The following is a 25,469-nucleotide window of genomic DNA, read 5'->3' as shown; positions in this document are numbered from 1 at the left end:
GGGGAAACGCTGATTATACCGTTGACTGAGCCGGGCTTTCCGCCCGGTTTGACATGAGCGCGCCGGCGCCGGGCGCGGCGTGCCCGCGGCGCGCGACGATCAATGCTGCGCGGGCGCCGGATCGGTCACGAAACCGATGCGCGCGAGGCCCGCGGCCTGCGCCGCGCCCATCACCTGGGCGATGATGTCGTAGCGCGTGTCGCGCGCGGCGCGTAGCTGCAGGTCGGGCTGCTGCGCCTCGGGCGCCTTGCCCGCGTCGGCGAAACGCTGGCGCAGCTCGTCGAGTGAAATGGGCGCGGCGTTCCAGTAGAGCTTGCCCGCGCCGTCGATGGACAGCGTGACGGTCTGCGGCGTCTGCCGCGCGGCCTCGGCGGCCACCTGCGGCAGGTCGAGCCGGATCGCGTGCGTGAACAGCGGCGCGGTGATGATGAAGATGACGAGCAGCACGAGCATGACGTCGATGAGCGGCGTCATGTTGATCTCGGCCATCGGTGCCGAATCGCGCTTCTTTTCGAGTCCGCCGAATGCCATGCGTGCCTCCGTGTCAGCGGCGCTTCAAAGCGCCCCGGCGCGCGTGACGCCTTCGCTGCGCGCGGCCAGCGGGAGATCGCGCGCTGCGGCGCTGTCGTCCGGCGCGCAGGCGTAAGCATGCAGATCGTGCGCGAAGCCGTCGAGATCGTCGGAAATCTGGCGCACGAGGCGGCCGAGCACGTTATAGGCGAGCACCGCGGGAATCGCGACGACGAGGCCGAAGGCCGTCATGATGAGCGCCTCGCCCACCGGGCCGGCCACGTTTTCGATCATCGCCTGGCCGCTCGCGGCAATGCTGCCGAGCGCGTGATAGATGCCCCAGACGGTGCCGAGCAGGCCGACGAACGGCGCCGTGCTGCCCACCGAAGCCAGCAGCACCTGACCGAACTCCAGCCGCCGTTGCGAGCCCTGAAGCGCGCCCCGCAGCGCGCGCAGCACACGCTCGCCGCGATCCACGCGGGCCAGCAAGGCGCCGGGCGCGTCGGATTCGACGACTGCGAGCGTCGCTTGCGCGAGCGGCAAAAACACGCGCTCGCGGTCGACCGCACGCATCGCGCTCACGCCCTCGGCGAGCGAATGCGCTTGCCAAAAGCGCGCCACGGCGCGCGGCCCCTGGCGCTTCGCGCGCACCAGCATCCAGCTTTTGACGATCAGAAAACACCAGCTCGCGATCGACATGGCCAGCAACACCCACGCGACCGCGTGGGTGACGGCGTCGCTCGTCTGCAGATAGTGGATGACTCCGGAACTCGCTGCCATCGGCCCTCGTCTCGCGGCGGGACTGCCGCGTTGGTGTCAGGTTCGCTCAGCGCAGGCCGAGCACGTCCTGCATATCGTACAGGCCGCTTGCCTTGTCCTGCAGAAACAGCGCGGCGCGCACGCTGCCTTGCGCGTACGACAGGCGGCTCGAAGACTTGTGCGTGATCTCGATGCGCTCGCCGATGCCCGCGAACAGCACCGTATGGTCGCCGACGATGTCGCCGCCGCGAATCGCCGAAAACCCGATGGTCGACGGATCGCGCTCGCCGGTCACGCCGTTGCGGCCGTACACGGCGCAGTCGTCGAGATTGCGGCCGAGCGCGTGCGCCACGGCTTCGCCCATCGCAAGCGCGGTACCCGAGGGCGCGTCGACCTTGTGGCGATGGTGCGCCTCGATGATCTCGATGTCGTAGCCCTTGTCGAAGAACTGCGCGGCGTATTCGAGCAGCTTGAGCGTGACGTTCACGCCCACGCTCATGTTCGCGGCGAACACCACGCCGACCTTCTGCGCGGCGGCGCCGAGCTGCGCCTTCTGCTGCGCGTCGAAGCCGGTCGTGCCGATCACCATCTTCACGCCGTGGCGCTGCGCGGCTTCCAGGTGCACGAGCGTGCCCTCGGGGCGCGTGAAGTCGATCAGACAGTCGCTCTGCGCGAAGACCTGTTCGATGTCGTCGGTGATCTGCACGCCGGTTTGCTTGCCGAGGAACGCGCCCGCGTCCTGGCCGAGGGCGGACGAGCCCGTGCGGACGAGCGCGCCCGAGAGCGTGCAGTCAGGCGAGTTGAGAACGGCTTCGATGAGCATGCGGCCCATGCGGCCCGATGCGCCGGCGATTGCGATTTTCATGACGGTCCCTGCAAACGTGAAACTGGCCGAGTCCGCGCACGGGACACACCGCGCGCGGCCACCACCAAAAAACGCGGCGGCCGAAGCCGCCGAGGAGAGGCGCAGCGCGAGGCGCTACGCCCGTACGAATTGTCCGATACGACGCACCGCGCGGCGGACCGCGCGACGCGCTGCGCCGTCGGACCGCGCGATCAGTTGCCCGTGGCCGCGGCGCCCGAGGCGGGCACGGTGGGCGGCGCGGTCAGCGGCGCGTTTTGCGACGGCGGCGGCGGATTCGTGTCGCCGGTGCCTTGTGCGCCCGCGGTCGGACCGACCGGATTCGACGGCGGCACGCCCTGGATCTGCGGCGGCGGCTGACGGCGCAGCTGGACCTGCGAGGGCATCGTGCCGACGTTCGGCGGCAGCGCCGCCGACGTGGGCGTACCCGAGCGCACCGACGGCGTCACGCCGGCCGGCGTTTGCACCGCTTCCGTGGCGCGGTTCGCGGCGGCGGCGGCCTGCGCGTTGGCGTCCTGCGGCAGTTGCGAGGTGGCGGTGCCGAGTTCCGACGACGGCGTGCGCGCCGTGTCGGTGACAGCCGGCGCCGACGCGCCCGGGCTGCCGGCAGCCGGCGCCAGCGACGCAGCCGTGGCGCCCGACGCGCCAGAAGCAGCGGCAGCCGCAGCGGCCTTGGCCTTCTTGCCCGATTTGTCGCCGTCGATTTCGGCGAGCAGTTCCAGATTCGACGGCAGATCTTCGCCGCCCGACCAGCTGGCCACGCGGTCGCCCTCGAACATCACGACGAAATCGCGCTGCTGGACGACTGCGGTCGAGCCGCGCTTGAAGTAGAAGACGTAGTCCCAGCGGTTCGCGTGGAACATGTCGGTGAGCAGCGGCGTGCCAAGCAGTTGCTTGACCTCGGCGCGCGACATGCCCACATGCATCTGGGCGGCCATTTCGCTCGAAACGAAGTTGCCTTGCACGATGGTGATGCGGTACGGCGTAATGCTCTGCGCGATGCGCTGCGTCACGCCGTCATAGGTCTTGCAGCCCCCGAGGGTTGCGAACGCGGCAGCGGCCAGCAGGGTGCACGCCACGCGGCTGCCGCTCAGACGGCGGCCGATCGTTGTGAATTCTGGAATCATTTCCCTCACCGTGCGGGCTTGTCGCGAAGCCGCGCGTATTCTGTAGAAGTTCGTTCGAAGTTCTGCCGAAAATGCCCGGAACGGCAAAAACGCATTAACATAAGAACCTAGCATTGTACTCCAGGGACTTATCGTCATGACCAATCCAACCGATCTCAAGAACATCGGTCTGAAGGCGACGCTGCCGCGCCTCAAGATCCTGGAGATTTTTCAGCACAGCCCGGTACGCCACCTGACGGCGGAAGACGTGTACCGCAACCTGCTGAACGAGGAGCTCGACATCGGCCTCGCCACGGTCTACCGCGTGCTCACGCAGTTCGAGCAGGCAGGCCTGCTCACGCGCAGCAACTTCGAGTCGGGCAAAGCCGTCTTCGAACTCAACGAAGGCAGCCACCACGACCACCTGGTGTGCCTCGATTGCGGCATCGTCGAGGAATTCTTCGACCCCGAAATCGAGAAACGCCAGCAGATGATCGCCAACGAGCGCGGCTTCAAGCTGCAGGAGCACGCGCTTGCGCTTTACGGCGCGTGCACGAAGGAAAACTGCCCGCACCGCAAGCATTGAGCGTGCTCACGGTATGCCCGGGCGCGCCCGGCATACCGCTCATGCACCGCTTATCGCGGAAAAACGCCACGCTTCGCCGTGGCGTTTTTGTTTTATCCGGTAATGTTTTGCGCGGTCGCGGCAATCATTAGCCAGATTCTCGTGGCGCGCACGCCACGCGCCGGCGTAAAAAAACCGCCCCGAAGGGCGGTTTTTCGTCCAGCGAGCGTACTTACTTCGCGTTCGCGAGCGCCACTGCCGTGTCCAGCATGCGGTTCGAGAAGCCCCACTCGTTGTCGTACCAGCTCGACACCTTGACCAGGCGGCCCGAGACCTTCGTGAGCGTCGAGTCGAACGTCGACGATGCCGGGTTGTGGTTGAAGTCGATCGACACCAGCGGTGCGGTGTTGTAGCCCAGGATGCCCTTGAGCGCGCCTTCCGAGGCTTCCTTCATGATCGCGTTGACTTCTTCGACGGTCGTGTCGCGCTTGGCGATGAACGACAGGTCGACGATCGACACGTTGATGGTCGGGACGCGGATCGCGTAACCGTCCAGCTTGCCGTTCAGTTCCGGCAGCACGAGGCCGACAGCCGATGCCGCGCCCGTCTTCGCCGGGATCTGGCTGTGCGTGGCCGAGCGCGCGCGGCGCAGGTCTTCGTGGTACACGTCCGTCAGAACCTGGTCGTTCGTGTAGGCGTGGATCGTCGTCATCAGACCGGTTTCGAGGCCGATCTTGTCGTTCAGCGGCTTGACGAGCGGCGCGAGGCAGTTCGTCGTGCACGATGCGTTCGAGATGACCGTGTCCGAAGCCTTCAGCACGTTGTGGTTCACGCCGTAGACGATGGTCGCGTCGACGTCCTTACCGCCCGGCGCCGAGATGATGACCTTCTTTGCGCCGCCCTTCAGGTGGGCGCTCGCCTTTTCCTTGGTCGTGAAGAAGCCCGTGCATTCGAACACGATGTCGACGCCCAGCTCGCCCCACGGCAGTTCTGCCGGGTTGCGGTTGGCCAGCACGCGGATACGGTCGCCGTTGACGACGAGGTAGTCGCCGTCGACGCTGACTTCGCCCGGGAACTTGCCGTGAGCCGTGTCGTATTGCGTCAGATGCGCGTTGGTCTTCGCGTCACCCAGGTCGTTGATCGCCACGATCTGGATGTCGTGCTTCTTGCCGTTCTCGTAGAACGCGCGAAGCGTGTTACGGCCGATACGGCCATAGCCGTTGATAGCGACGCGAATCGTCATGGTTCATCTCCTGATGGTTAAAAATTCTGAGACGGACGCCGTGCGGCCGCTCCGTTCGCCGTCGCGTGCGAGCGCGACGCTGCGGGGCGCACACGGCAAACGGGCCCGCCGTCTGGTAGGCGGCGAGCCCGTGTGAAGCATGCTTAGTTGTCCAGCGCGGCCTTGGCCGTCGCGACGACGTTCTCGACCGTGAAGCCGAAGTGCTTGAACAGCACGCCAGCCGGGGCCGATTCGCCGAAGGTGTCGATCCCGACCACCCCGCCTTCGAGGCCGACGTACTTGCGCCAGAAGTCGGTCTGCGCGGCTTCGATCGCGACGCGGCGCACGCCCTTGGGCAGCACGCGCTCCTTGTACTCGGCGTCCTGACGGTCGAACACGTTGGTCGACGGCATGGACACGACGCGGGCGCCGATGCCTTCGCGCTGCAGCGCTTCGACGGCCTTCATCGCCAGTTCGACTTCCGAACCCGTGGCGATCAGGATGATCTTGCGGCTCGGGATGTCGTCGTTCCAGTCCTTCAGCACGTAACCGCCCTTGGCGATGTTGGCGATCTGCGCGTCGGTGCGTTCGTTGAACTGCAGGTTCTGACGGCTGAAGATCAGCGACGACGGGCCTTGATGCGCGATCGACTCGGTCCAGGCCACGGCGGTTTCCACCGTGTCGGCCGGACGCCAGAGCGTCATGTTCGGGATCAGGCGCAGGCTCGGGACCTGTTCGATCGACTGGTGCGTCGGGCCGTCTTCGCCGAGGCCGATCGAGTCGTGCGTGAACACGAAGATCGACGGGCACTTCATCAGCGCGGCGACGCGCAGCGCGTTGCGGCTGTAGTCCGAGAACGTCAGGAAGGTGCCGCCGAAAGCCTTGTAGCCGCCGTGCAGCACGATGCCGTTGAGTGCGGCGCTCATGCCGAACTCACGCACGCCGTAGTTGACGTGGTTGCCCCACTCGATGCCGGCTTCGCCTGCCTTGGCGGCGCGCACGGGCTTCGAAGCCTTCCAGTTCGTGAGGTTCGAGCCGGTCAGGTCGGCCGAGCCGCCGAGCAGTTCGGGCAGCGCTGCGGCGAGACCTTCGATGGCTTGCTGCGACGCCTTGCGGGTCGCGACGGTTTCCTTGCGCGAGTCCGCGCCCGCGACGATCGCGGCAGCCTTCTGCGCCCAGTCGGCGGGCAGCTTGCCGGCCATGCGGCGCTCGAATTCGGCGGCTTCCTGCGGATATTTCGACTTGTACGCGCCGAACGATTCGTTCCATTCGCCTTCGAGCTTCGCGCCCGTGGCCTTCGAATCCCAGTCTGCGTAGACTTCCTGCGGCACGACGAAGGGCTCCCACTTCCAGCCCGCCGCTTCGCGCCACTTGGCGATTTCTTCGGCGCCGAGCGGCGCGCCGTGCACGTCGTGACCGCCGGCCTTGGTCGGCGCGCCGTGACCGATCTGCGTCTTGCAGCAGATCAGCGTGGGCTTGTCCGATGCCTTCGCCTGGGCGATGGCCGCGTCGACGGCGTCGACGTCATGACCGTTCACGTCCGCGATCACGTTCCAGCCGTAGGCTTCGAAACGCTTCGGGGTGTCGTCGTGGAACCAGTGCTCGACGTGGCCGTCGATCGAGATGCCGTTGTCGTCGTACAGCGCGATCAGCTTGTTCAGCTTGAGCGTGCCGGCGAGCGAGCAGGCTTCGTGCGAGATGCCTTCCATCAGGCAGCCGTCGCCGAGGAACACATAGGTGTGGTGGTCGACGATCTTCGCGTCGGCCTTGTTGAACTCGGCGGCGAGCAGCGCTTCGGCCAGCGCCATGCCGACCGCGTTCGCCAGACCCTGGCCGAGCGGGCCGGTCGTGGTTTCGACGCCCGGCGTGATGCCGAATTCCGGGTGACCCGGCGTCTTCGAGTGCATCTGGCGGAAGTTCTTCAGCTCTTCGATCGGCAGATCGTAGCCGGTCAGATGCAGCAACGAGTACAGCAGCATGGAGCCGTGGCCGTTCGACAGCACGAAGCGGTCGCGGTCGTTCCAGTGCGGGTTCGTCGGGTTGTGGCGCAGATGGCGCGCCCACAGCGCGACGGCGATCTCGGCCATGCCCATGGGCATGCCGGGGTGGCCGGAATTCGCTTGCTGAACGGCGTCCATGGACAGCGCGCGGATCGCGTTGGCCATCAACGAGGTGGTAGCGGGGGAGGCGGAGGACGAGGTCGTCATGTCGAGTCCGGGGATCGAGTGCAAAAAGCGGCGTGGGCGGGCAAACGATGAAACGGTTTGCGGATCGCGCACAGCAGCGAGACTTCCGGAAGCTCGGCAAACGCCCGCTCCGGCGCGCGATGCGGCGCCAGGTAGACGCAAACGGCCAGAGCAAACGGACAGGGCTGCAAAGGCGGACATTCTAGCAGATCATGGGGATTTTCCCGGATCGGCAGGAGCAGGATCAAACTCTGGCACGCGGCGATTGGACCCTGTTATGACGCGATCGACGTTGCGCTATGACGCGGCGACGTTGCGGCGCGGCAATCGGCGGCAACTCGGCGGCAGCTCGGCCTCGCCTGCCGGCACACGGCGGCGCCCAGCACGCGGCGGCGGGCCGCACGCCAGCCGCCTTTATAATTGCGACAGATGCCGATGTCGCCCTGATTCGCGCCTGCCTGCCGGGTTCGGCCAGTGCACCACGCTCGCCCTGCTCTCCATAGGGTCGCATCGCTTTTAGAAACGAATCCGCACCGATCGCCTCGACTCCGCCGTGACCGCTCCGCTCGTCTTCCGCCCCGCCGCCGACGCCGAATACGGCTTCCCCGGCGCGCGCCTGCTCGCCGCCGCCGATTCGGTCTGGCAGCACATCGAGGTCTGGGACACGCCGCAGCTCGGCTGCCTGTTCACGCTGGACGGCCGCCCGATGACCTCGGCCGGCGACGAATTCATCTATCACGAGTGCATGACGCACGTGGCCGCGCTCACGCATCCCGCGCCGCGCGCGGCGCTCGTGCTGGGCGGCGGCGACGGCGGCGCGGCGCGCCAGTTGCTGCGTCATCCGGACATCGAGCGCATCGTGGTGGCCGAACTCGATCCGGACGTCGTGCGGCTGACCGGCGACTATCTGCCGGACGTGCGCGGCGGCGCCTTCGACGACCCGCGCGTGGAACTGGTGATCGGCGACGCCGCCGACTTCGTCGCGCGCGCCGAAGAACGGTTCGATCTGGTCGTGTTCGATCTGACGCCGCCCGACTCGCCCGCCGCGGGCCTGTACACTGCCGCGTTCTACGCCGCGCTCAAACGCGTGATGAACGACGATGCGCTGGTTTCCTTGCATCTGGGCGCGCCGTATCATCACGCCGCGCGCATCGGCGCGCTGCTGGCCGGATTGCGTGGCGCGTTCGCGCGGGTGCGCCCGCTCGGCGCCTACGTGCCGCTTTACGGCGCGTTCTGGCTGATGGCGGTGGCAAGCGACCGTCTCGATCCGATGACGATGGACGCCGCCGCGATCGAAACGCGCCTCGCCGCGCGCCAGATCGAGGAACTGCGCTTCTACGACGCGCAGATCCACGGGGCACTCCTGGTCGCACCCCGGATGGCGCGCGATAAACTAGGCCAATTCCTACAGCTTTAGCAGGTGTGACGTTGGAGAATCGCTGGGTTCCTTACACTTTTTTGCGTACCCGCCGAAATCCGCCCACCCAGGTCCTTGCCCGAACCGAATCTGGAGAGACTCGATGACCCCACCCCGCCCCGCCGGTGTGCCGTGGCTGACGCCGTATCTGACGGTGCGCGATGCGCGCGCCGCGATCGCCTTTTTCGTGGCGGCATTCGGCTTTGCGGTACGCGACAGTGTCGAGGACGACGGCGCGGTCATGCACGTGGAAATGACCTATCACGATCAGCTGATCGTGATGTTTGCGCCCGAAGGCGCGTTCGGCTCGACGGCGCACACGCCCAAAAGCTCGAACACCATCGCTCCCCAATCCTTTTATCTGTATGTCGACGACGTCGACGCGGTGTATGCGCGCTCGCTCGCAGCCGGCGCCAAATCGTTGAGCGAACCACAAGACCAGTTCTGGGGCGACCGTTTCGCCCAGGTCGAGGACCTCGACGGTTACCGCTGGGCGCTTGCCCGCCATTTGTCATGAAGCAATGAGAACCTGTCTTATGCCCCGCTTTTTCGTCGGCAATTCCCTGGAATCCGGCGACGTCTTTACCCTCCCCGACGAAGTCACGCGACACGTTCAGGTGCTGCGTCTGCAACCCGGCGACACGGTCGTGCTGTTCAACGGCATGGGCGGCGAGTTCAGCGCCGAAATCGTCGAAATGGAGCGGCGCGAGGTGCAAGTGCGCGTCGGCCCGTATCGCGACATCGAAACCGAGCCGCCCTACCGGCTCACGCTCGCGCAAGGCATCGCCGGCAGCGACAAAATGGACTGGCTGATCGAAAAGGCGGTCGAACTGGGCGCGACGAATTTCGTGCCGCTCACCACCTCGCGCAGCGTCGTGCGCCTCTCGGGCGATCGCGCCGTGCGCCGCCAGGCGCACTGGCAGCGCATCGTGCAGGCGTCGTGCGAACAATGCGGGCGCAACCGCATGCCGGAAGTCGCGCCCACGCGCGAGATGGGCACCTGGCTCGGCTCGCTGTCGAAAACGCCTGCCGAAGGCGAGTTGCGCGTGCTGCTTTCGCCGCGCGCGAATGTCTCGTTTGCCACCTTGCCGGGCACGCCGCCGCACGGCGAAGTGACCGTACTGGTGGGGCCGGAAGGTGGGTTTTCGTCGCCGGAAGAAGCCGCCGCGCTCGATCACGGCTTTATCGCCGTCGGCCTCGGGCCGCGCATCCTGCGCACGGAAACGGCGGGGATCGCCGTGCTCGCGGCGCTTGCGGCGCGCTGGGGCGGCTGGTAATCCGCTTGCGCAGATAACGCAGACGTCGCCTGAACGGGCGATCGAGCACGTAAAAATGACAAGGCCCGCCGAAAGGCGGGCCTGTGCGTTTGTGTCGCGCGAATGCGACGATGGATGCGCGGCGACCGCGCCAAACCGGTCCGTTCAGGCGAACGAATAAAAGACCCGGAACGGCACGCCGCGCTCGGCCCAATATTCGGATGCCTCGCGGAACACGTCGAGCAGCGTCTCGCGGCCGTCCTTGTCGAACTTCTGCGCGATCGGCAGACCGTCGAGCACGACCACGAAGCCCGGCTGCTCGCCGGCTTTCTGCACCAGATCGGTCAGGCAGTCGTACAGGCCGTCGTAGTTCTTGCCGAAATGCTTCGGAAACAGAAACGACGTGGCGATGGTCTCCAGCACTTCCTGCTTGGTCAGCGCATTGGCGCAGAACGCATACAGGAAATGCTGTTTCAGACGCTCCGCCTCGTCGGCGAGATCCTGCACGCGGAACGCGCGGATCGACTGGACGATGTTCGGCCTGACGGTCGAAAACAGGCTCATGGCCGCCTCGTTCGATGAATGCGCCTCGTCCGTGTGCACGCTGCCGTGCTGCTGATCCTCGCGTTGCTGATCGTCCTGCTTCATCTGCATGACGCGCTGGAACAGGTTGCCCTCGCCGGACGCGAACAGATCGCTCGCGACCCGCGGGTCGTGTGCGTAAGTGTTATCGCTCATGCCGCTCTTCCCGGTGTCATTCAACAATTCGCTTAAAACTGGCGTAGTGGTCGTCGGAGTAATAGCAGTTGTCGGTATGCCTGAGCGGCCCGCCGCAGACGATGCGCCGTGCGCCGCGATTGCGCGCATGCGGCGTGGGGACGGTGTACTCGTGATAGAAGCCGCGCCGGTGATGCGGCAACTGCCGCTCGAAATTGCCGAACACGACACCGTCCTTCTCGTACGGATAAGGCCCGCCCTCGCCGATCAGACCCAGCGTGGCAACCGCCTCGCGCGGCAACTCGCCCACGTTGACGGTTCCGACCGGCACGTCGGCCGCGTTGCCGCCGGATTGCTCCCACGACGAACCGCGCGCCGCCGCGCCTTGCGCGAACGCCAGCGCCGCCACCAGAAAAAAGCCCGAAACCGCGCGCCCAAGCCGACCGGCAGCGCCGCCGGCGCGACCGCGAAATGCTCTTGGGGAACAAGGATTTACTCGAACCTGACTGGTCGATGCGACGCCATCTTGCGCGCGATTTTCGTCAGGCAGTCCTATGCATGCCATCTGCGCACCATTTATGGATTTCCGCCCCAAGTTTTATCTTGGGGATTACGCGTTCGACGACCATGAAAGATGTAAGGGTATCGCTAATGGGACCTGGAAGCAATCGCAGCCAGGCGCCGATACCACACCGTTGACCCCGCACAAGCGGCAAACCGGTAATTATTACAACACTGAAAAGTGCAAAAAAACGGCGCGCCGGAAGCCCGGACGCGCCGTTTCGGGACTGCCGCCGAGGCGGCCAATCCGTGGTCCTATCGTGACACTTCGCGTGACATCGCGCGTGACACGCCGCGCAAAACTTAACGCGCCGCGTTCACATCCGCGACCAGCAGCGCCGTCATGTTGACGATGCGGCGCACCGTGGCCGACGCCGTCAGCACGTGCACCGGCTTGGCCGCGCCCAGCAGGATCGGCCCGATGGCGATGTTGTTGCCGGCCGCCGTCTTCAGCAGGTTGTACGAGATGTTGGCCGCATCGATGTTCGGCATGATCAGCAGGTTCGCCTCGCCTTCGAGCGTCGACTCCGGCAGGATTTCCTGGCGCAGATTCGCGTCGAGCGCGACGTCGCCGTGCATTTCGCCGTCAACCTGCAGATCGGGCGCGCGCTCCTGGAGAATTTCCAGCAGGTCGCGCATTTTCTGCGCGGAAGGCGCGTTGCTCGAACCGAAGTTCGAATGCGAGCACAGCGCGATCTTCGGCTCGATGCCGAAGCGGCGCACTTCTTCCGCCGCCATGATCGTGATTTCGGCGAGCTGCTCGGGCGTGGGATCGACGTTCACGTGCGTGTCGACGATGAAAATCTGGCGGTTCGGCAGCACCAGCGCGTTCATGGCGGCGAACACGTTGCAGCCCGTCTTCTTGCCGATCACCTGGTCGATGAAGTGCAGATGGCGGTGCGTCGTGCTGACCGTGCCGCAGATCATGCCGTCGGCTTCGCCCTTTTCCACCAGCATCGCGCCGATCAGCGTGGTGCGGCGGCGCATTTCGAGCTTGGCCATTTGCGGCGTGATGCCCTTGCGCGCCATCAGCTTCGCGTAGGTCTGCCAGAAGTCGCGATAGCGCTCGTCGTGATCGGTATTGACGACCGTGTAGTCCTGACCCGCGACCAGACGCAGCCCGTAGCGCGCCATGCGCTGCTCGATCACCGCCGGGCGGCCGATCAGGATGGGCTTCGCGAGCTTTTCGTCGACCACGATCTGCACCGCGCGCAGGATGCGCTCCTCTTCGCCCTCGGCGAACACGATGCGCTTCTTCTCCGGCTCCACGGCGCGCGCGAGCTGGAAGATCGGCTTCATGGTCGTGCCGCTGTGGTAGACGAACTGCTGGAGGTGCTGTTCGTAGGCGTCCATGTCCTCGATCGGACGCGTGGCGACGCCCGCGTCCATCGCCGCCTGGGCGACCGCCGGCGCGATCTTCACGATCAGGCGCGGGTCGAAGGGCTTCGGAATCAGGTATTCGGGGCCGAACTGCAGATCCTGAATGCCGTAGGCCGTGGCGACGACGTCGCTCTGCTCCTGGCGCGCCAGTTCCGCGATGGCGTTCACGGCGGCGATTTCCATCTCGCGCGTGATCGTGGTCGCGCCCACGTCGAGCGCGCCGCGGAAAATGAACGGGAAGCACAGGACGTTGTTCACCTGATTCGGATAATCCGTGCGGCCCGTGGCGAGCACGGCGTCCGGGCGCACTTCCAGCGCCAGTTCCGGCAGGATTTCAGGCGTGGGGTTCGCGAGCGCGAGAATCAGCGGCTTCGCGGCCATCTGCTTGACCATGTCCTGCTTGAGCACGCCGCCCGCGGAGAGGCCGAGGAAAATGTCGGCGCCTTCGATCACTTCGGCGAGCGTGCGCGCCTCGGTTTCACGGGCGAAACGCTCCTTGTCCGGGTCCATCAGCTCGGTGCGGCCCTTGTAGACCACACCCGCGAGGTCGGTCACGAAAATGTTTTCGAGCGGCAGGCCGAGGTCGACCAGCAGATCCAGACACGCCAGCGCTGCCGCGCCCGCACCCGAGGCCACGAGCTTGACCTGCTTGATGTCCTTGCCGACGACCTTCAGGCCGTTGGTGAACGCCGCCGCCACCACGATGGCCGTGCCGTGCTGGTCGTCGTGGAAGACCGGAATCTTCATGCGCTTGCGCGCTTCGCGCTCGACGATGAAGCATTCCGGCGCCTTGATGTCTTCCAGATTGATGCCGCCGAAAGTGGGTTCGAGCGCGGCGATCACGTCCACGAGCTTGTGCGGATCCGACTCGTTCAGCTCGATGTCGAATACGTCGATGCCCGCGAACTTCTTGAACAGCACCGCCTTGCCTTCCATCACGGGCTTCGAGGCGAGCGGCCCGATGTTGCCGAGGCCCAGCACGGCCGTGCCGTTCGACACGACGCCGACGAGATTGCTGCGCGCCGTAAAGCGCGCGGCGTTCAGCGGATTCTCGACGATCGCCTCGCACGCGAACGCAACGCCCGGCGAGTACGCGAGCGAGAGGTCGCGCTGGTTGATCATTTGCTTGGTCGGCGCGATCGCGATCTTCCCGGGGGTGGGAAACTCGTGATAGTCGAGGGCGGCTTCGCGAAGCTTGTTCGTGGCGGAATTCGACATGGGGAGGCAGGGCGTGAGTGCGGATTAGAATGACAGTTCGAACGCGAATGTGCCCGATTGTAGCGCCATTCCCCAGCAGGATTCCTTTCAGTTCAGGCGCAGCTGCCGCGACCGCCATGGAGACAAAGCCGCGCCGGCGGCCCGCTCAGCGGGCTCGCCATTCATTCGTCATACACCTTTCGTCATGCTTTCCGAGTTCACCCTGATCGACCATTATTTCGCGCGGCGCGCACGAGAACACACACGCCGCGCCGCGCTGGGCATTGGCGACGATTGCGCGCTGATCGCGCCGGCGCCAGGCGAAATGCTGGCCGTCTCGACCGACATGCTGGTCGAGGGCCGCCACTTCCTGCCCGACGTCGATCCCCACGCGCTCGGCCACAAGACGCTCGCCGTCAATCTCTCCGATCTCGCCGCGATGGGCGCGAAGCCGCTCGGCTTCACGCTCGCGTTCGCGCTGCCCAAGCCGCGCGAGGACTGGCTCGCCGCCTTCAGCGCGGGCCTCTTCGAGCTGGCCGATCTGCACGACTGCGAGCTGGTCGGCGGCGACACCACGGCCGGGCCGCTCAATCTCTGCATCACCGTGTTCGGCTCGGTGCGGCAGGATGTCGCACTTCGGCGCGACACCGCCCAGCCCGGCGACGACGTCTGGATCTCGGGCACGCCCGGCGACGCGCGCGCGGGGCTCGCGGTGTTGCGCAACGACTGGCCGCAAATGCCCGTCGACGCCGCCGACGCCGCATATTTCCGGCGCGCGCTCGAATATCCGCAGCCGCGCGTGGCGCTCGGTCTCGCGCTCGCGGGCGTGGCGCGCGCGGCGCTCGACGTGTCGGACGGGCTGGCCGGCGATCTGCGGCACATCCTCGAACGCTCGCGGGTGGGCGCCGCCATCAACGTGGACGCGCTGCCGATCTCGCCCGCGCTCGCGCGTCTGCCGCGCGAGCTTCAGGTGCAATGCGCGCTCGCGGGCGGCGACGACTACGAACTGTGTTTCACCGCCGCGCAAGCCCGGCGTGACGATGTCGAGGCGGCGGCGCAACAGGCCGGTGTGCGCGTGACGCGCATCGGTACAATAACTTCGCCTCAAGGCGGGATCGGCGCGAATCAGGACGCGCGGCCCGCGATCGCCTGGCACGACGCCGCCGGCGCGCCGCTCAACCTGACGTTGCAAGGCTTCGATCACTTCCATGCAGACTGACTCCACGCCCTCGCCCGCCGGCAACGGCGCGACGCATGCCGAAGCGCCCGGCGGCGCTTCGGAGCCGCCCTCATCGCTGACCTCGCTGACTTCGCTGCCGGGGCCCGAGACCGCAAGCACGCCGAAAGGCCCGCGCCGCGCCGATGCGCCTTTCATGCTCACGCATCCGCTGCACATCGTTTCGCTCGGCTTCGGCTCGGGCCTCTCGCGGCTCGCGCCGGGGACGGCCGGCACACTGTTCGCGTGGGCCGCGTTCGAAGTGCTCAACCGCTATCTGAGCGTGCTCGACTGGGGCGTGCTCATCATCGGCGGCTTTCTCGCGGGCATCTGGATCACCGACTTCACGGCGAAGAAACTGCGCAGCGACGATCCCTCGTCGATCGTCTGGGACGAAATCGTCGCGTTCTGGCTCGTGCTGCTGATGGTCACGCCGATCGAATTCACCGGCAAGCTCTGGGCCTTCGTGATCTTCCGTTTCTTCGACATGGTGAAGCCGCCGCCCATCCGCTATTTCGACCGGCGCTTCAAAGGCGGCTTCGGCATCATGATCGACGACCTCGTGGCCGCCTTTTTCACGCTGCTCGTGATCGCGCTCTGGCGCATGTCGGTCTGATTTTTCGCGTCGCTCCCCCACCCTCGGCCACCGCCACGGACACACCGCCATGCCCACCGATTCCGTCGTCCACCAACTCGCGATCCGCGCCGGCAACAAGCTGCGCGACGCGCGCCTGATGCTCGCCACCGCCGAGTCCTGCACGGGCGGCATGGTCGCCGCCGCCATCACCGACATCTCCGGCAGCAGCGGCTGGTTCGAGCGCGGTTTCGTCACCTACTCGAACCAGGCGAAAACCGAAATGATCGGCGTGCCCGCCGAGATGATCGACAAACACGGCGCGGTGAGCGAACCGGTCGCGCGCGCGATGGCCGAAGGCGCGCTGCGCAACAGCCGGGCACAGGTTTCGCTGGCCATCACCGGCATTGCCGGTCCGGGCGGCGGCACGCCGGAAAAGCCGGTCGGCATGGTGTCGTTCGGCTGGAGCAACCGGTTGCACACGAACGTCGAGACGCTGGTTTTCAAGGGCGATCGCGACCAGATTCGCGTGCAGGCCGCCGCGCACGCGCTGCGCGGGCTGCTGGCGCTGATCGACGAACAGGAACGCTGACGAAGCGCGAATGCCCACGCCCGCGCGTGACCGGACTCGCCCACCAGGAGACGCATGCCATGACGCAACCGACTACCCCGTCCACCGCGACGACGAGCGGCGCGGTCGAAGAACTGATTCGCCGCTTCGGACTCGAACCGCATCCCGAAGGCGGTTACTACAGCGAGACCTATCGCTCCGACAAACTGGTGTTGCGCGACGGCGGCAACGACGCGGACGGCACGCGCGCGGCATCGACCGCGATCTATTTCCTGCTCGCCGACGGCGCCTATTCCGCCTGGCACCGCATCCGTTCCGACGAACTCTGGCATTTCTACGCGGGCACGCCCATCGAGATCCATTCGATCGACGAGCGCGGCGTGCTGTCCACGCGCAAGCTCGGCCACGCGCTCGATCATCCGGGCACGGTGTTCCAGGCCGTGGTGCCCGCGGGCCACTGGTTCGCGGCGCGCTGCGTGAATCCGTCGAGCTGGGCGCTGGTGGGCTGCACGGTCGCGCCGGGCTTCGAATTCAGCGAATTCGAAATCGCCGACGTCGATGCGCTGCTCGAGCGCTATCCGCTGCATCGCCCGATCATCGAACTGTTCCGCAAGCCCGCGGCGGCGGCGAAAAAAGCGTGAGCGCATAAAAAAAGCGGCGTGCCCGAAGACACGCCGCAAATCGCCCTACATCCTCGGGCGGCGCTGCGCGCGCCGCCCGGCTCACACCCCGCTCAGCGCGTGCGAACGCACGCTTACTTCGCGGAGATCTCCACGCGCCGGTTGGGCGCGAGACACGCCACCACCGCGGGCGTCGCCGTCTTGCCCGGACACGACTTGACCGGATTCGACGCCCCGCGCCCGTTGATCTCGAAACGCTGCGCCTTCACGCCTTGCGCCTGCATCTCGCGCATCACCGCCGCCGCACGCTGATTCGAGAGGCGATCGTTATGCGCCGCCGAACCGAAACGATCCGTGTAACCGGTGATGCCGACCACGCCCAGCACCGCGCCCGACTCGCGCCACTGCTGCGCGAGCAAGGCAACCTGACGATGGCCTTCGGGCTTGAGCACAGCGCTGTCGAAATCGAACAGCGCGTCGGCCGACAGCGAGACCGGCTTCACGACCGGCGCGACCACCGGCACGACGACAGCCGGAGCGGGCGGCGGCACGCACTGATCGAGTTCGCCGTTCACCTTCTGCGCGAGTTTCTGCGCGCGCTCGATGGCGTCCCAGCCGTGCACCCAGCGCGTGCCATGCGTTTCGTCCTGTTCCTTCCAGGCTTCGTCGGTAAGCGCGCGCAGACGGCCCGCGTCCTCGCCCTTGCACGGCGACTGATCGGCGCGCTGGTTGGTGCGCTCGATCTCCTGCAACGCCTTCACCCACTTCTCGCGCGTCTCGACGGGCGGCCAGTTCTTCTGCCCGTAGACCGGCTGAAACGGCACGCTGCCGTCGATATAGTGGCGCCCGTTGTTGAGCGCGCGCGCCGCCGCATCGTTGTAGACCTTCGAGACGAGCACATGGCTGTCCTGACGATCCGCGATTTCCAGCCAGCCTTCGGCCAGACCGCGCTGATACGGATCGGCGAGACGTTGCGCGGCGGGCATGAGCGCTTCGGCGTCGCTGCCCACGCCGGCAAACGCCGGAGCGCTCGACAACGCGGACAACGCCGTGGCCAGCGCGCCACATAGCAATAGTTTCTTCATGACTTCAATCTCCGTGCCCGCCACGGCTTCCCGTGGCGGGCCTGGTTAGCGCTCCGCTCAGAAGCCGAACGTTGCACCGACCGATGCGCCCGTGCTGCCGCCGGCGCCCGTCGAACGCGCGACGTGCGCGTTCAGCAGGAGACGGTCGCTGACGTACCAGTTCGCACCGAGCGCCAGCGCGCTTTCACCGCCGTACGTACCCGCCGCGACGGCCATCTGGAAGTTGCCTTCCGCCCGCGCGTTCGGGATCAGCGACGACGCCGCCATGGCCGCCGCACCCAGCGAGTTCATCTCGCGACGAACCTGACCGATCTGCTGGTTGGTGTACGCGTTGGCTTGCTGCACGCCTTGCGCCACCGCCTGCGTCGTGTACGACTGGGCATTGAGCACCGCATCGTTCAACTGGCTCACGTTGACGGCGTCGGTGCCTTGCGTACCGGCCTTCACGTTGACGATCTGACGTTCGCCGCCTGCCGAACCGACCGACACGGTGTTGTCGCGATCGGCCACCGAGCCGGCGCCGAGTGCGACTGCACCTTCCGCGCTCGCCGTCGAGTTCGCGCCCAGAGCCGACGAGTTTTTGCCCGTGGCCTGCGAGGCTGCGCCCATCGCCGTCGAGTTTTCGCCGCTGGCCAGCGAGTTGGCGCCGCCCGCCGTGGCGTGCGTGCCGCTCGCCTTGGCGGCTTCGGTGTTGCGATCGCCGCTTGCCGTGAACATCGGATCCGTGGCGTTTTCCGCCATGTTCTGCACCGCCGAGATCGCCGCGTTCATCTGACCGACGTTCACTGCGTCCGAAACCGACGCATTCGCACCGCTACCGATCGCGATCGCATTCGCCGCGCTCGCCGTCGAGGCTTTGCCCAATGCCGTCGAGCCGCTTCCGCCTGCGTAAGCGGTCGCGCCCATCGCCGTGGCATTCGAAGCCGCAGCCGTCGACGATCCGCCGAACGCCACGGCGCCCGTTGGTTTCGCGTACGAATTCGAGCCTACGGCGACGTTGTAGCCGTCAATACCCGCCGTACCGACATTCGCATTGTTGCCGAGCGCGACCGAGTTCATGCCCTCGGCAAACGCGGACTGGCCAATCGCGATATCGGATGAGTTCACATAGAGCGAGCCGGTATTCGTTTGCGCGCCATAGCCGATCGCAATCGAACGATAGCCTTGCGCTGATGCGCTCGCACCCAGCGCGACGCTGCCGCCTTGCCCATTGAATCCATTGCGGCCTGCCGCAGCGCCATTGCCAATCGCAATATCGTCGGCAAACGAAGCGACGGCCGCCGGCCCGATTGCCGTCGAGTTCGCGCCGTTCGCGGCCGAATCGGCCAGCGTCGAGTTCGTGTGGAAGTACTTGATGCCCGAGCTGCCGTTCACGATGTTGTTCACCGTGTTCGAAACGTTCGACACGTTCGAGTTCGTCGCGTAGAGCTGCGAACCGTTCACCGCATCCGTGCTCGTCGACGACAGCGTGCCTGCCGCCACATTCGTCAGCTTGACGTTCGTGCTTGCGCCCACGCCACCCAGCGTCACCGAGTTATGCGACGTCGAGTCGTACAGCACCGCATCGGCGAGCTTGCCGTTGATGTTCGTGATCTGGCCTTGCAGCGTCGTGACATTGCCTTGCAGCGTCGTCACCGAGCCTTGCAGATTGCTGATGCTCGTCGTGTTCGCCGTCACCTGCGTGTTGGTCGCGTACAGTTGCGAGCCGTTCACCGCATCCGTGCTCGTCGACGTCACACGACCTGCCGCGACGTTCGTCACCTGACGCTCGGCACCTGCCGCGCCCACGCTCACCACGCCGGTCGGCGTTGCGCCTGCATACGTGAACGTCTGACCACCGATGACGCCATTCGCCGTGCCGACAGCAGCAGCCGTCGTCGCGCCGTTACCCAGCGCCACCGAATTGGAAACCGACGCATTCGCACCGCTACCGATCGCGATCGCATTCGCCGCGCTCGCCGTCGAGGCTTTGCCCAATGCCGTCGAGCCGCTTCCGCCTGCGTAAGCGGTCGCGCCCATCGCCGTGGCATTCGAAGCCGCAGCCGTCGACGATCCGCCGAACGCCACGGCGCCCGTTGGTTTCGCGTACGAATTCGAGCCTACGGCGACGTTGTAGCCGTCAATACCCGCCGTACCGACATTCGCATTGTTGCCGAGCGCGACCGAGTTAAAACCTTCAGCAAACGCGGACTGACCAATCGCGATATCGGATGAGTTGTTATAGAGCGAACCGGTATTCGTTTGCGCGCCGTAGCCGATCGCAATCGAGCGAAGGCCTTGCGCCGACGCGCTCGCACCCAGCGCGATGTTGGCGCTTTGGTTGCTGAAGCCAGGGCGGCTTGCCGCAGCGCCATCACCAATCGCAATATCGTCGGCAAACGAAGTGACGGCCGCCGGCCCGATTGCCGTCGAGTTCGCGCCGTTCGCGGCCGAATCGGCCAGCGTCGAATTCGTGTGGAAATACTTGATGCCACCGCCGTTCGCGATGTTGTTGACGGTGCTGTTGATGTTGTCGACCGCGCCGCTCAGGTTCGTGATCGCGCCGCCGACGTCGTTGAACGTCGAGCCATTCGCGACATACGTCGGGTTCGAGATCGAGCCGTCCGGATTCACCGCGGCGCCGCCGCCGAGCGCGCTGGCCGCGGAGCTGGCCACGCCGTAGAGCTGCGAGCCGTTCACCGCATCGGTGCTGGTCGGATTGACTGCGCCGGCCGCCACGTTGACGACCTGACGCTCCGCGCCGACCGAGCCGACGGAGACCGAATTGGCGCGGTTCGCGAGCGAGCCGCTACCCAGTGCGACAGCGCCGCTGGCCGACACCGATGCGCCCCCTCCGAGCGCCGTGCCGCCTCCCAGCGCCGTCGAAGTCGCGCCCGCGCCGACGAGCGTCGCGCCCGAGTACAGCGAACTCGTGTTCGCGCCGAGCGCGGTGCTATTGCCCCCGAAGATGCTTGCGCCGTCACCGATCACGATCGAACCGTCGCCCGTGATGCTCGGCGTGCCGCCGTCGGCCTTGAGCTTCGCATTACGGCCCATCACGATGATGCCGGAGCCCTTGTTCAAGATCGACGCGTTCTCGCCAATCGCGATGTTGCCGTCGGCAGTCGACGTCGAGCCGCTCTTGGTGTTGTTGCCTAGCGCGATGCTGTTCGTGCCTTGCGAAGTGCTCGCCTGACCAATCGCAATCGCGCCCGCGACGGTGCCTTTCGCGCTCGAGCCGATTGCAATCGTGTTGTCGATTGTTGCGATCGCGCCATACCCCATTGCGAGCGCGCCTGACCCCGCTGCGTTTGCGCCGTAGCCCACCGCAGCGGAGTTCGCGCCACCGGCGTTTGCCGTGGGGCCGAACGCCGTGCTCCACGAACCACCCGCCGTGGCTTTGTAGCCCATGGCGCTCGACACACCATTCGCGTACGAAAGCGAACCGATTGCCGAGCCCGAGTTATTGCCATCGGCGCTCGAAACCGTTGCGCCGTTGCCGATCGCGGTGCCGTATGTCACCGCGTTGGCGTTCGTCCCCATCGCCACGCCACCGTTGCCCAACGTCGCTGCCGACGAGCCAATCGCGATGGAGTTCTGCGCCGACGCGGAGTTCAGCGACGACGTTATCGCGCTGTAGCCCAGCGCGATGCTGTTCGCGCCTTGCGCGGTCGCCGTCCCGCCAATCGCAATCCCGCCGACGTCGGTGCTTTTCGCGGAGCCGCCCAATGCAACGCCGTTGCTCCCCGAAGCAAGGGAACTATCACCCATCGCCACGCTGGTCGCTCCCGCTGCGACTGAGGCGCGGCCGAGCGCCACCGAATAGTCACCGCTGGCGGTGGCAACGAAACCCAAGGCGGTAGAGCGGTTGCCGCTTGCGGTACTGCGCACGCCCACCACGGTCCCGCCAGTCTGCGAGGCGGTGCTGGACGCGCCAATCACAATCGAGGATGAGTTGGAGGCCGTTGCGCCTACCCCAATGACCACGTTGGCGTTCACGGGGTTGCCACCGGCGTCGTTGCCCGGATCGCTCACCGCACCCGCCCCGATCACCACGCCGCCGAGCTGGGACGTTTTCGCCCCATTGCCGATAGCAATGGCGTTGGCGCCAAGCGCACCGGCGCCTGCGCCCAGAGCGACCGAACCGGAACCCGAGGCGCTCGCACTGCACCCTTCCGCCAGCGCGTTCGCGCCAGGGGCCGAGGCCGCCGTGCCCGCTGCACAGTTATCGGCGATCACGGCGACGCCGCCGCTATCCGAAATCGTTCCCGCCGCGTGCGCGGAAAGCGACAGGCTGCCCAGCACGCCAGCGGTCACCAACGACGAAGCGGCCGCGGACACCTTCGTCCGCGACTTGCTCTTGCCGCGCCCCTTCGCGGTTTCCTGCACCGCCGTCCACGTGCCCGTGGATTCGTTCCAAACCGATCTATATGCCTTGTTCATTTTGCAATCCTTAATAATTCCCTTGTTCCCGTGGCCTGATCTCGTCGAGCCCCGGCGTCAATTCAGTTCCGGCCTGCGCTTGCTGGCGACCGCGAGGGTCGACTTGTCAGGCGAAGCGCTCTTGTTCCAGCGGCGCGCGCACAGGAACGTGGGCGCGCCGGTTATCTGCACGTCAATGGTGGTCGGCGTGTGCCGCCCGTCGGCTGCTCCTCTGGCCTGTGAGGGCGCGCGACAGCGGCACGGCCGCCGTTACCGGTTCATCCGCACGGCGCACCTCGCATCGACCTGGAATTGTTCAAGCGAGTCCGTGACGGATCGCTCCCTGCGAACGCAGACGTGCTCGCGCACGCGAGAATCGAGATCCTCGCGGCGCGAAAAATGGTGATTTTCATGACAGAACCCGTCCAGACTCCTGCAGATCGGTTCTACCGATCGCTACGAGCGCGAGAGCGCCCCGGTCAGCGGGCCGCGTGGGCGGCCCAACCAGGTGTCGTGACGATGCTTGCCGTCACGACGCCAGCGGATCGAGGCACGATGCAGTCAGCTGCACGGCGCGCCGCCTGAGGCCCAGGCAGCGGGAAATTTGCGGCGTTTAACATCCGGGCATCGCAAATTCCACATCGACCATGCCATGTTAAGAACAGACGGGGGTGCGACGAATCAGACGGTTCTTAAAATCTGAGTGAGCGATCTGACGTTTTCTGAATCTTTTTGTGTGTCAGATCGAAAAACTGAGAGGCGAACGATTCGAATACCGAACCGTTCGCCTGAATGCATCAACGGCAGGCGTTGATCGCGTCGCGCGTCTTTTCAGCAGCCGTTGCAGCCGCTTGCGCGTAGTCCTCGCCCTTGCTCGCGAAGATGATCGCGCGCGACGAGTTGATCAGCATGCCGGTGCCGTTGGCGCTGCGACCGGCCTTGACGGTCGCTTCCACGTCGCCGCCTTGTGCGCCGATACCCGGAATCAGCAGCGGCATGTCGCCGACGATGCCGCGCACGATCTCGATTTCCTTCGGGAACGTTGCGCCCACAACCAGTCCGAGTTCGCCGCTCGCGTTCCACTTGTTCGCGGCGAGGTCGGCCACGACCTGGTAGACTGGCTTGCCGTCGACGGTGAGGAATTGCAGATCGGAGCCGCCGGGGTTCGACGTGCGGCACAGCACGATCACGCCCTTGCCCGCGTGGGCGAGGTAAGGCTCGATCGAGTCGAAGCCCATGTACGGGTTGACCGTCACGGCGTCGGCCTTGAAGCGCTCGAAGGCTTCCCGGGCGTACTGCTCCGCCGTGCTGCCGATGTCGCCGCGCTTGGCATCGAGAATCACCGGCAGGCCCGGATGCTTCTCGTGGATGTGCGCGATCAGCGCTTCGAGCTGGTCTTCGGCGCGATTCGAGGCGAAATAGGCGATCTGGGGCTTGAACGAGCACGCGTAGGGCGCGGTTGCGTCGACGATATCGCGGCAGAATTCGAAGATCGCGTCGCTGCGGCCGGCCAGCGCGGCCGGGAACTTCGCGGGCTCGGGATCGAGGCCGACGCACAGCAGCGAGCCGGTGCGCTGCCAGGCGGCGGCGAGGTCTTGGGTGAACGAGGTCATGATGGATCGGGCGGCGAGCCCGGTGCAGGGAAAAGGGAAACAGGGGAAACGGCGCGTATTTTAACCGGCTTGGCAGGCGGCTTCCCGGGAGCGCCGCACGCGGCGGCGGGAAGTAGCACGGGAAGCGGCATCAGGCGAGAACTCGCGGCGTCCGGTCCCGGAGCGCCCAATGATCGGAGGAAACGCCGCGAGGCCGGGCGCGCCGCCGCCGGATTGGCCGTAGGCGTCGCCGAACCCCGCCGGGTTCAGCCGGTCTTCAGGCCACCGTCAGGCCACCTTCATGCCCCCTGCGTGCGCGCCCGGCCGCCCTTCGGCCCGCGCGCGCCGGTCCGGCCCCGCGCGCCCGTGCGGTGCGGGTTGGCCGCCGCGCGCAAATCCATCCGCTCGACCGTGAAGCTGAAGCGGCGCGCGAGGCGCTCGCCCGGCGCGAGCACGGTCATGCCGTGCGCGCCGCCGCCGCCCGCCAGATTGACCGCGTTGATCGGGTGATCGACGGGCTCGAAGCAGAAGAAGTTCTCGCCCGGCGGCGTGTAGAGCACGTAATAGTCGGTGTTCGCGCAGATCGACAGCGACAGGCGGCGGCGTTCCCAGACCACGGCCGCGCGGCCGCTCCAGCCGCTGAACGCGTGATTCACCATCTGCTCGGGCAGCGGATACGCAATGCCGAACTGCCAGGCGGGCGGCGCGGGCACGTGGCGCACCGGCAGCCAGTCGGCGCCCGAGAGCCACAGGCCGCTTGCGGGCGCGGAGAGTTCGGTGCTCGCGTCGCGCGCGAGGAACGGGTGGACGCCCAGCCCGAACGGCAGCACCTCGCGGCCCACGTTCTCCACTTCGAGCGACATCGCGAGCGTCGGGCCGTCCAGCGCGTAGGTGAGCGCCGCGCGATACGCGTAAGGCTCGCCATCGCTGCGGTCGAGCACGAGACGCACGTGCTCGCGCTCGGCGCTCTCGACGCTCCAGTTCGCCAGCCAGCCGTCGCCGTGAATCGGCAGCGCCTCGCTCGCGCGGTTGCGGGCGATTTCGACGTCGCGGCCGCCGAACTGGAAGCGCCCGGCGGCGATGCGGTTCGAATACGGCAGCAGCGGATAGCACGCCAGTTCGTTCGGGTCCATGCGCGCGCTCACCTGCTCGCAGCGGCGGAACACGGGTTCGAGCGCGCCTTCGCTGCGCCAGTCGAAGCGCGTGATGCCGCCGCCCAGTTGCGGCGCGACGTCCAGACGGAGATACGCGTTGATGAGGCTGACGCAGGCCACGTCGCCCGTGCCGGCCGCGCCGATGGCCACGGCGGACGTGCTCGGCCCCGGCATGACGGGATGCGTGGTCGCTTCCAGCCGCGCGCGGCGCGCGGCGGCGGGCGAACCGGCGGCGGGCGGCGATGCGGCGGGGTCGGCCGTGCCGGAGGCAAGCGGCGACCGGGAAGCGTTACGGGAACGAGCTGTTGGACGCAAAGCGGAATTCGCGACGCTCATGAGCGGCTCCTCGAGAGGCATGATGGATCGCCGCCCAGGATGGCGGCGCATTGGCGGCCTGCCGGTCGCATCGCCACGACGGTCCTTCAGCGCGCTTCGATCGCCGCGCGCTGCCTGCGTCGTGTGACGGCCGCTTCTTGTTCAAGTCCTGCTGAATCGTGCTGATACGTGCTGATTCGTGC

21 protein-coding genes are annotated in these 25,469 nt (G+C 66.5%); 8 read left to right on the top strand and 13 right to left on the bottom strand.

All coding sequences use genetic code 11. The annotated features are described in order from the left end of the window. Nucleotides 1–99: 99 nt before the first annotated feature. From BMY06_RS03390 to BMY06_RS03375, 4 genes are all read right to left on the bottom strand, one after another. Nucleotides 100–531, bottom strand: coding sequence for an ExbD/TolR family protein (locus tag BMY06_RS03390; RefSeq protein ID WP_065065153.1), 432 nt, complete (start codon nt 529–531; stop codon nt 100–102). A 24-nt stretch (nt 532–555) separates the two neighbouring features. Beyond that, complete coding sequence (locus tag BMY06_RS03385) at nt 556–1,290, bottom strand: MotA/TolQ/ExbB proton channel family protein (protein WP_074981525.1); 735 nt, start codon at nt 1,288–1,290, stop codon at nt 556–558. A gap of 46 nt (nt 1,291–1,336) precedes the next feature. Beyond that, complete coding sequence (gene dapB, locus BMY06_RS03380) at nt 1,337–2,134, bottom strand: 4-hydroxy-tetrahydrodipicolinate reductase (protein ID WP_074981524.1); 798 nt, start codon at nt 2,132–2,134, stop codon at nt 1,337–1,339. A 191-nt stretch (nt 2,135–2,325) separates the two neighbouring features. Then, nucleotides 2,326–3,258 (bottom strand): outer membrane protein assembly factor BamE, encoded by a 933-nt coding sequence (locus BMY06_RS03375; protein WP_065065156.1) that lies wholly within the window; start codon nt 3,256–3,258, stop codon nt 2,326–2,328. Nucleotides 3,259–3,394: 136 nt separating this feature from the next. Between BMY06_RS03375 and fur the strand changes: the two genes are divergently transcribed. Beyond that, complete coding sequence (fur, locus tag BMY06_RS03370) at nt 3,395–3,823, top strand: ferric iron uptake transcriptional regulator (RefSeq protein ID WP_065065157.1); 429 nt, start codon at nt 3,395–3,397, stop codon at nt 3,821–3,823. A gap of 211 nt (nt 3,824–4,034) precedes the next feature. Here fur and gap read toward each other — a convergent pair whose 3' ends face one another. Both gap and tkt read right to left on the bottom strand, forming a co-directional pair. Continuing rightward, a complete protein-coding gene (gap, locus tag BMY06_RS03365) occupies nt 4,035–5,045 on the bottom strand; it encodes a type I glyceraldehyde-3-phosphate dehydrogenase (RefSeq protein WP_065065158.1) in 1,011 nt (336 codons plus the stop codon). Between the two features lie 143 nt (nt 5,046–5,188). Beyond that, nucleotides 5,189–7,231 (bottom strand): transketolase, encoded by a 2,043-nt coding sequence (gene tkt / locus BMY06_RS03360; protein WP_074981522.1) that lies wholly within the window; start codon nt 7,229–7,231, stop codon nt 5,189–5,191. 532 nt (nt 7,232–7,763) lie between these two features. Between tkt and speE the strand changes: the two genes are divergently transcribed. From speE to BMY06_RS03345, 3 genes are all read left to right on the top strand, one after another. Next, on the top strand, nt 7,764–8,627 hold the full coding sequence (gene speE / locus BMY06_RS03355) for a polyamine aminopropyltransferase (RefSeq protein ID WP_074981520.1): 864 nt from the start codon (nt 7,764–7,766) through the stop codon (nt 8,625–8,627). Between the two features lie 103 nt (nt 8,628–8,730). Next, nucleotides 8,731–9,144, top strand: a complete 414-nt coding sequence (locus BMY06_RS03350; protein ID WP_065065161.1) for a VOC family protein — start codon at nt 8,731–8,733, stop codon at nt 9,142–9,144. Nucleotides 9,145–9,163: 19 nt separating this feature from the next. Further along, nucleotides 9,164–9,904 carry a 16S rRNA (uracil(1498)-N(3))-methyltransferase gene (locus BMY06_RS03345; protein WP_065065162.1) on the top strand — a complete coding sequence of 247 codons (741 nt, stop codon included), beginning with the start codon at nt 9,164–9,166 and terminating at the stop codon, nt 9,902–9,904. A gap of 144 nt (nt 9,905–10,048) precedes the next feature. Here BMY06_RS03345 and BMY06_RS03340 read toward each other — a convergent pair whose 3' ends face one another. The 3 genes from BMY06_RS03340 to BMY06_RS03330 all read right to left on the bottom strand — a co-directional run bounded on the left by BMY06_RS03340 (nt 10,049) and on the right by BMY06_RS03330 (nt 13,759). Continuing rightward, the gene (locus BMY06_RS03340; protein WP_065065163.1) at nt 10,049–10,621 is read right to left on the bottom strand and encodes a barstar family protein; all 573 of its coding nucleotides are present in this window, start codon (nt 10,619–10,621) and stop codon (nt 10,049–10,051) included. 16 nt (nt 10,622–10,637) lie between these two features. Further along, nucleotides 10,638–11,009 carry a ribonuclease gene (locus BMY06_RS03335; protein WP_373681568.1) on the bottom strand — a complete coding sequence of 124 codons (372 nt, stop codon included), beginning with the start codon at nt 11,007–11,009 and terminating at the stop codon, nt 10,638–10,640. Nucleotides 11,010–11,464: 455 nt separating this feature from the next. Beyond that, nucleotides 11,465–13,759, bottom strand: coding sequence for an NADP-dependent malic enzyme (locus BMY06_RS03330; RefSeq protein ID WP_065065164.1), 2,295 nt, complete (start codon nt 13,757–13,759; stop codon nt 11,465–11,467). Between the two features lie 184 nt (nt 13,760–13,943). Here BMY06_RS03330 and thiL point away from each other — a divergent pair, with 184 nt between their 5' ends. Genes thiL through BMY06_RS03310 form a run of 4 tightly spaced genes read left to right on the top strand, consistent with a single transcriptional unit; the run spans nt 13,944 to nt 16,740 of the window. Continuing rightward, nucleotides 13,944–14,957: a thiamine-phosphate kinase gene (gene thiL / locus BMY06_RS03325; protein ID WP_074981518.1), complete on the top strand. Its 1,014-nt coding sequence runs from the start codon at nt 13,944–13,946 to the stop codon at nt 14,955–14,957. Continuing rightward, a complete protein-coding gene (locus BMY06_RS03320; RefSeq protein WP_173816775.1) occupies nt 14,947–15,570 on the top strand; it encodes a phosphatidylglycerophosphatase A family protein in 624 nt (207 codons plus the stop codon). Before thiL ends, BMY06_RS03320 begins: the two co-directional genes overlap by 11 nt. 49 nt (nt 15,571–15,619) lie before the next feature. Next, nucleotides 15,620–16,120, top strand: coding sequence for a CinA family protein (locus BMY06_RS03315; RefSeq protein WP_065065166.1), 501 nt, complete (start codon nt 15,620–15,622; stop codon nt 16,118–16,120). Nucleotides 16,121–16,179: 59 nt separating this feature from the next. Further along, nucleotides 16,180–16,740, top strand: coding sequence for a cupin domain-containing protein (locus tag BMY06_RS03310; protein ID WP_065065167.1), 561 nt, complete (start codon nt 16,180–16,182; stop codon nt 16,738–16,740). A gap of 113 nt (nt 16,741–16,853) precedes the next feature. On the opposite strand, the gene BMY06_RS03305 is transcribed toward BMY06_RS03310, so the two are convergent. The 4 genes from BMY06_RS03305 to BMY06_RS03250 all read right to left on the bottom strand — a co-directional run bounded on the left by BMY06_RS03305 (nt 16,854) and on the right by BMY06_RS03250 (nt 25,287). Beyond that, nucleotides 16,854–17,804, bottom strand: a complete 951-nt coding sequence (locus tag BMY06_RS03305; RefSeq protein ID WP_074981515.1) for an OmpA family protein — start codon at nt 17,802–17,804, stop codon at nt 16,854–16,856. Nucleotides 17,805–17,861: 57 nt separating this feature from the next. Further along, a complete protein-coding gene (locus BMY06_RS39465) occupies nt 17,862–22,226 on the bottom strand; it encodes an ESPR-type extended signal peptide-containing protein (RefSeq protein ID WP_080180185.1) in 4,365 nt (1,454 codons plus the stop codon). A 776-nt stretch (nt 22,227–23,002) separates the two neighbouring features. Then, the gene (gene pyrF, locus BMY06_RS03255) at nt 23,003–23,818 is read right to left on the bottom strand and encodes an orotidine-5'-phosphate decarboxylase (protein WP_065063119.1); all 816 of its coding nucleotides are present in this window, start codon (nt 23,816–23,818) and stop codon (nt 23,003–23,005) included. Nucleotides 23,819–24,096: 278 nt separating this feature from the next. Next, nucleotides 24,097–25,287 carry an aldose 1-epimerase gene (locus BMY06_RS03250; protein WP_080180186.1) on the bottom strand — a complete coding sequence of 397 codons (1,191 nt, stop codon included), beginning with the start codon at nt 25,285–25,287 and terminating at the stop codon, nt 24,097–24,099. Nucleotides 25,288–25,469: the final 182 nt, after the last annotated feature.

The organism is Paraburkholderia tropica, from assembly GCF_900109265.1.
Classification (GTDB): domain Bacteria; phylum Pseudomonadota; class Gammaproteobacteria; order Burkholderiales; family Burkholderiaceae; genus Paraburkholderia; species Paraburkholderia tropica.
Note: the sequence above shows the minus strand (reverse complement) of the source record. Positions and strands in the feature narration are given on the sequence as shown.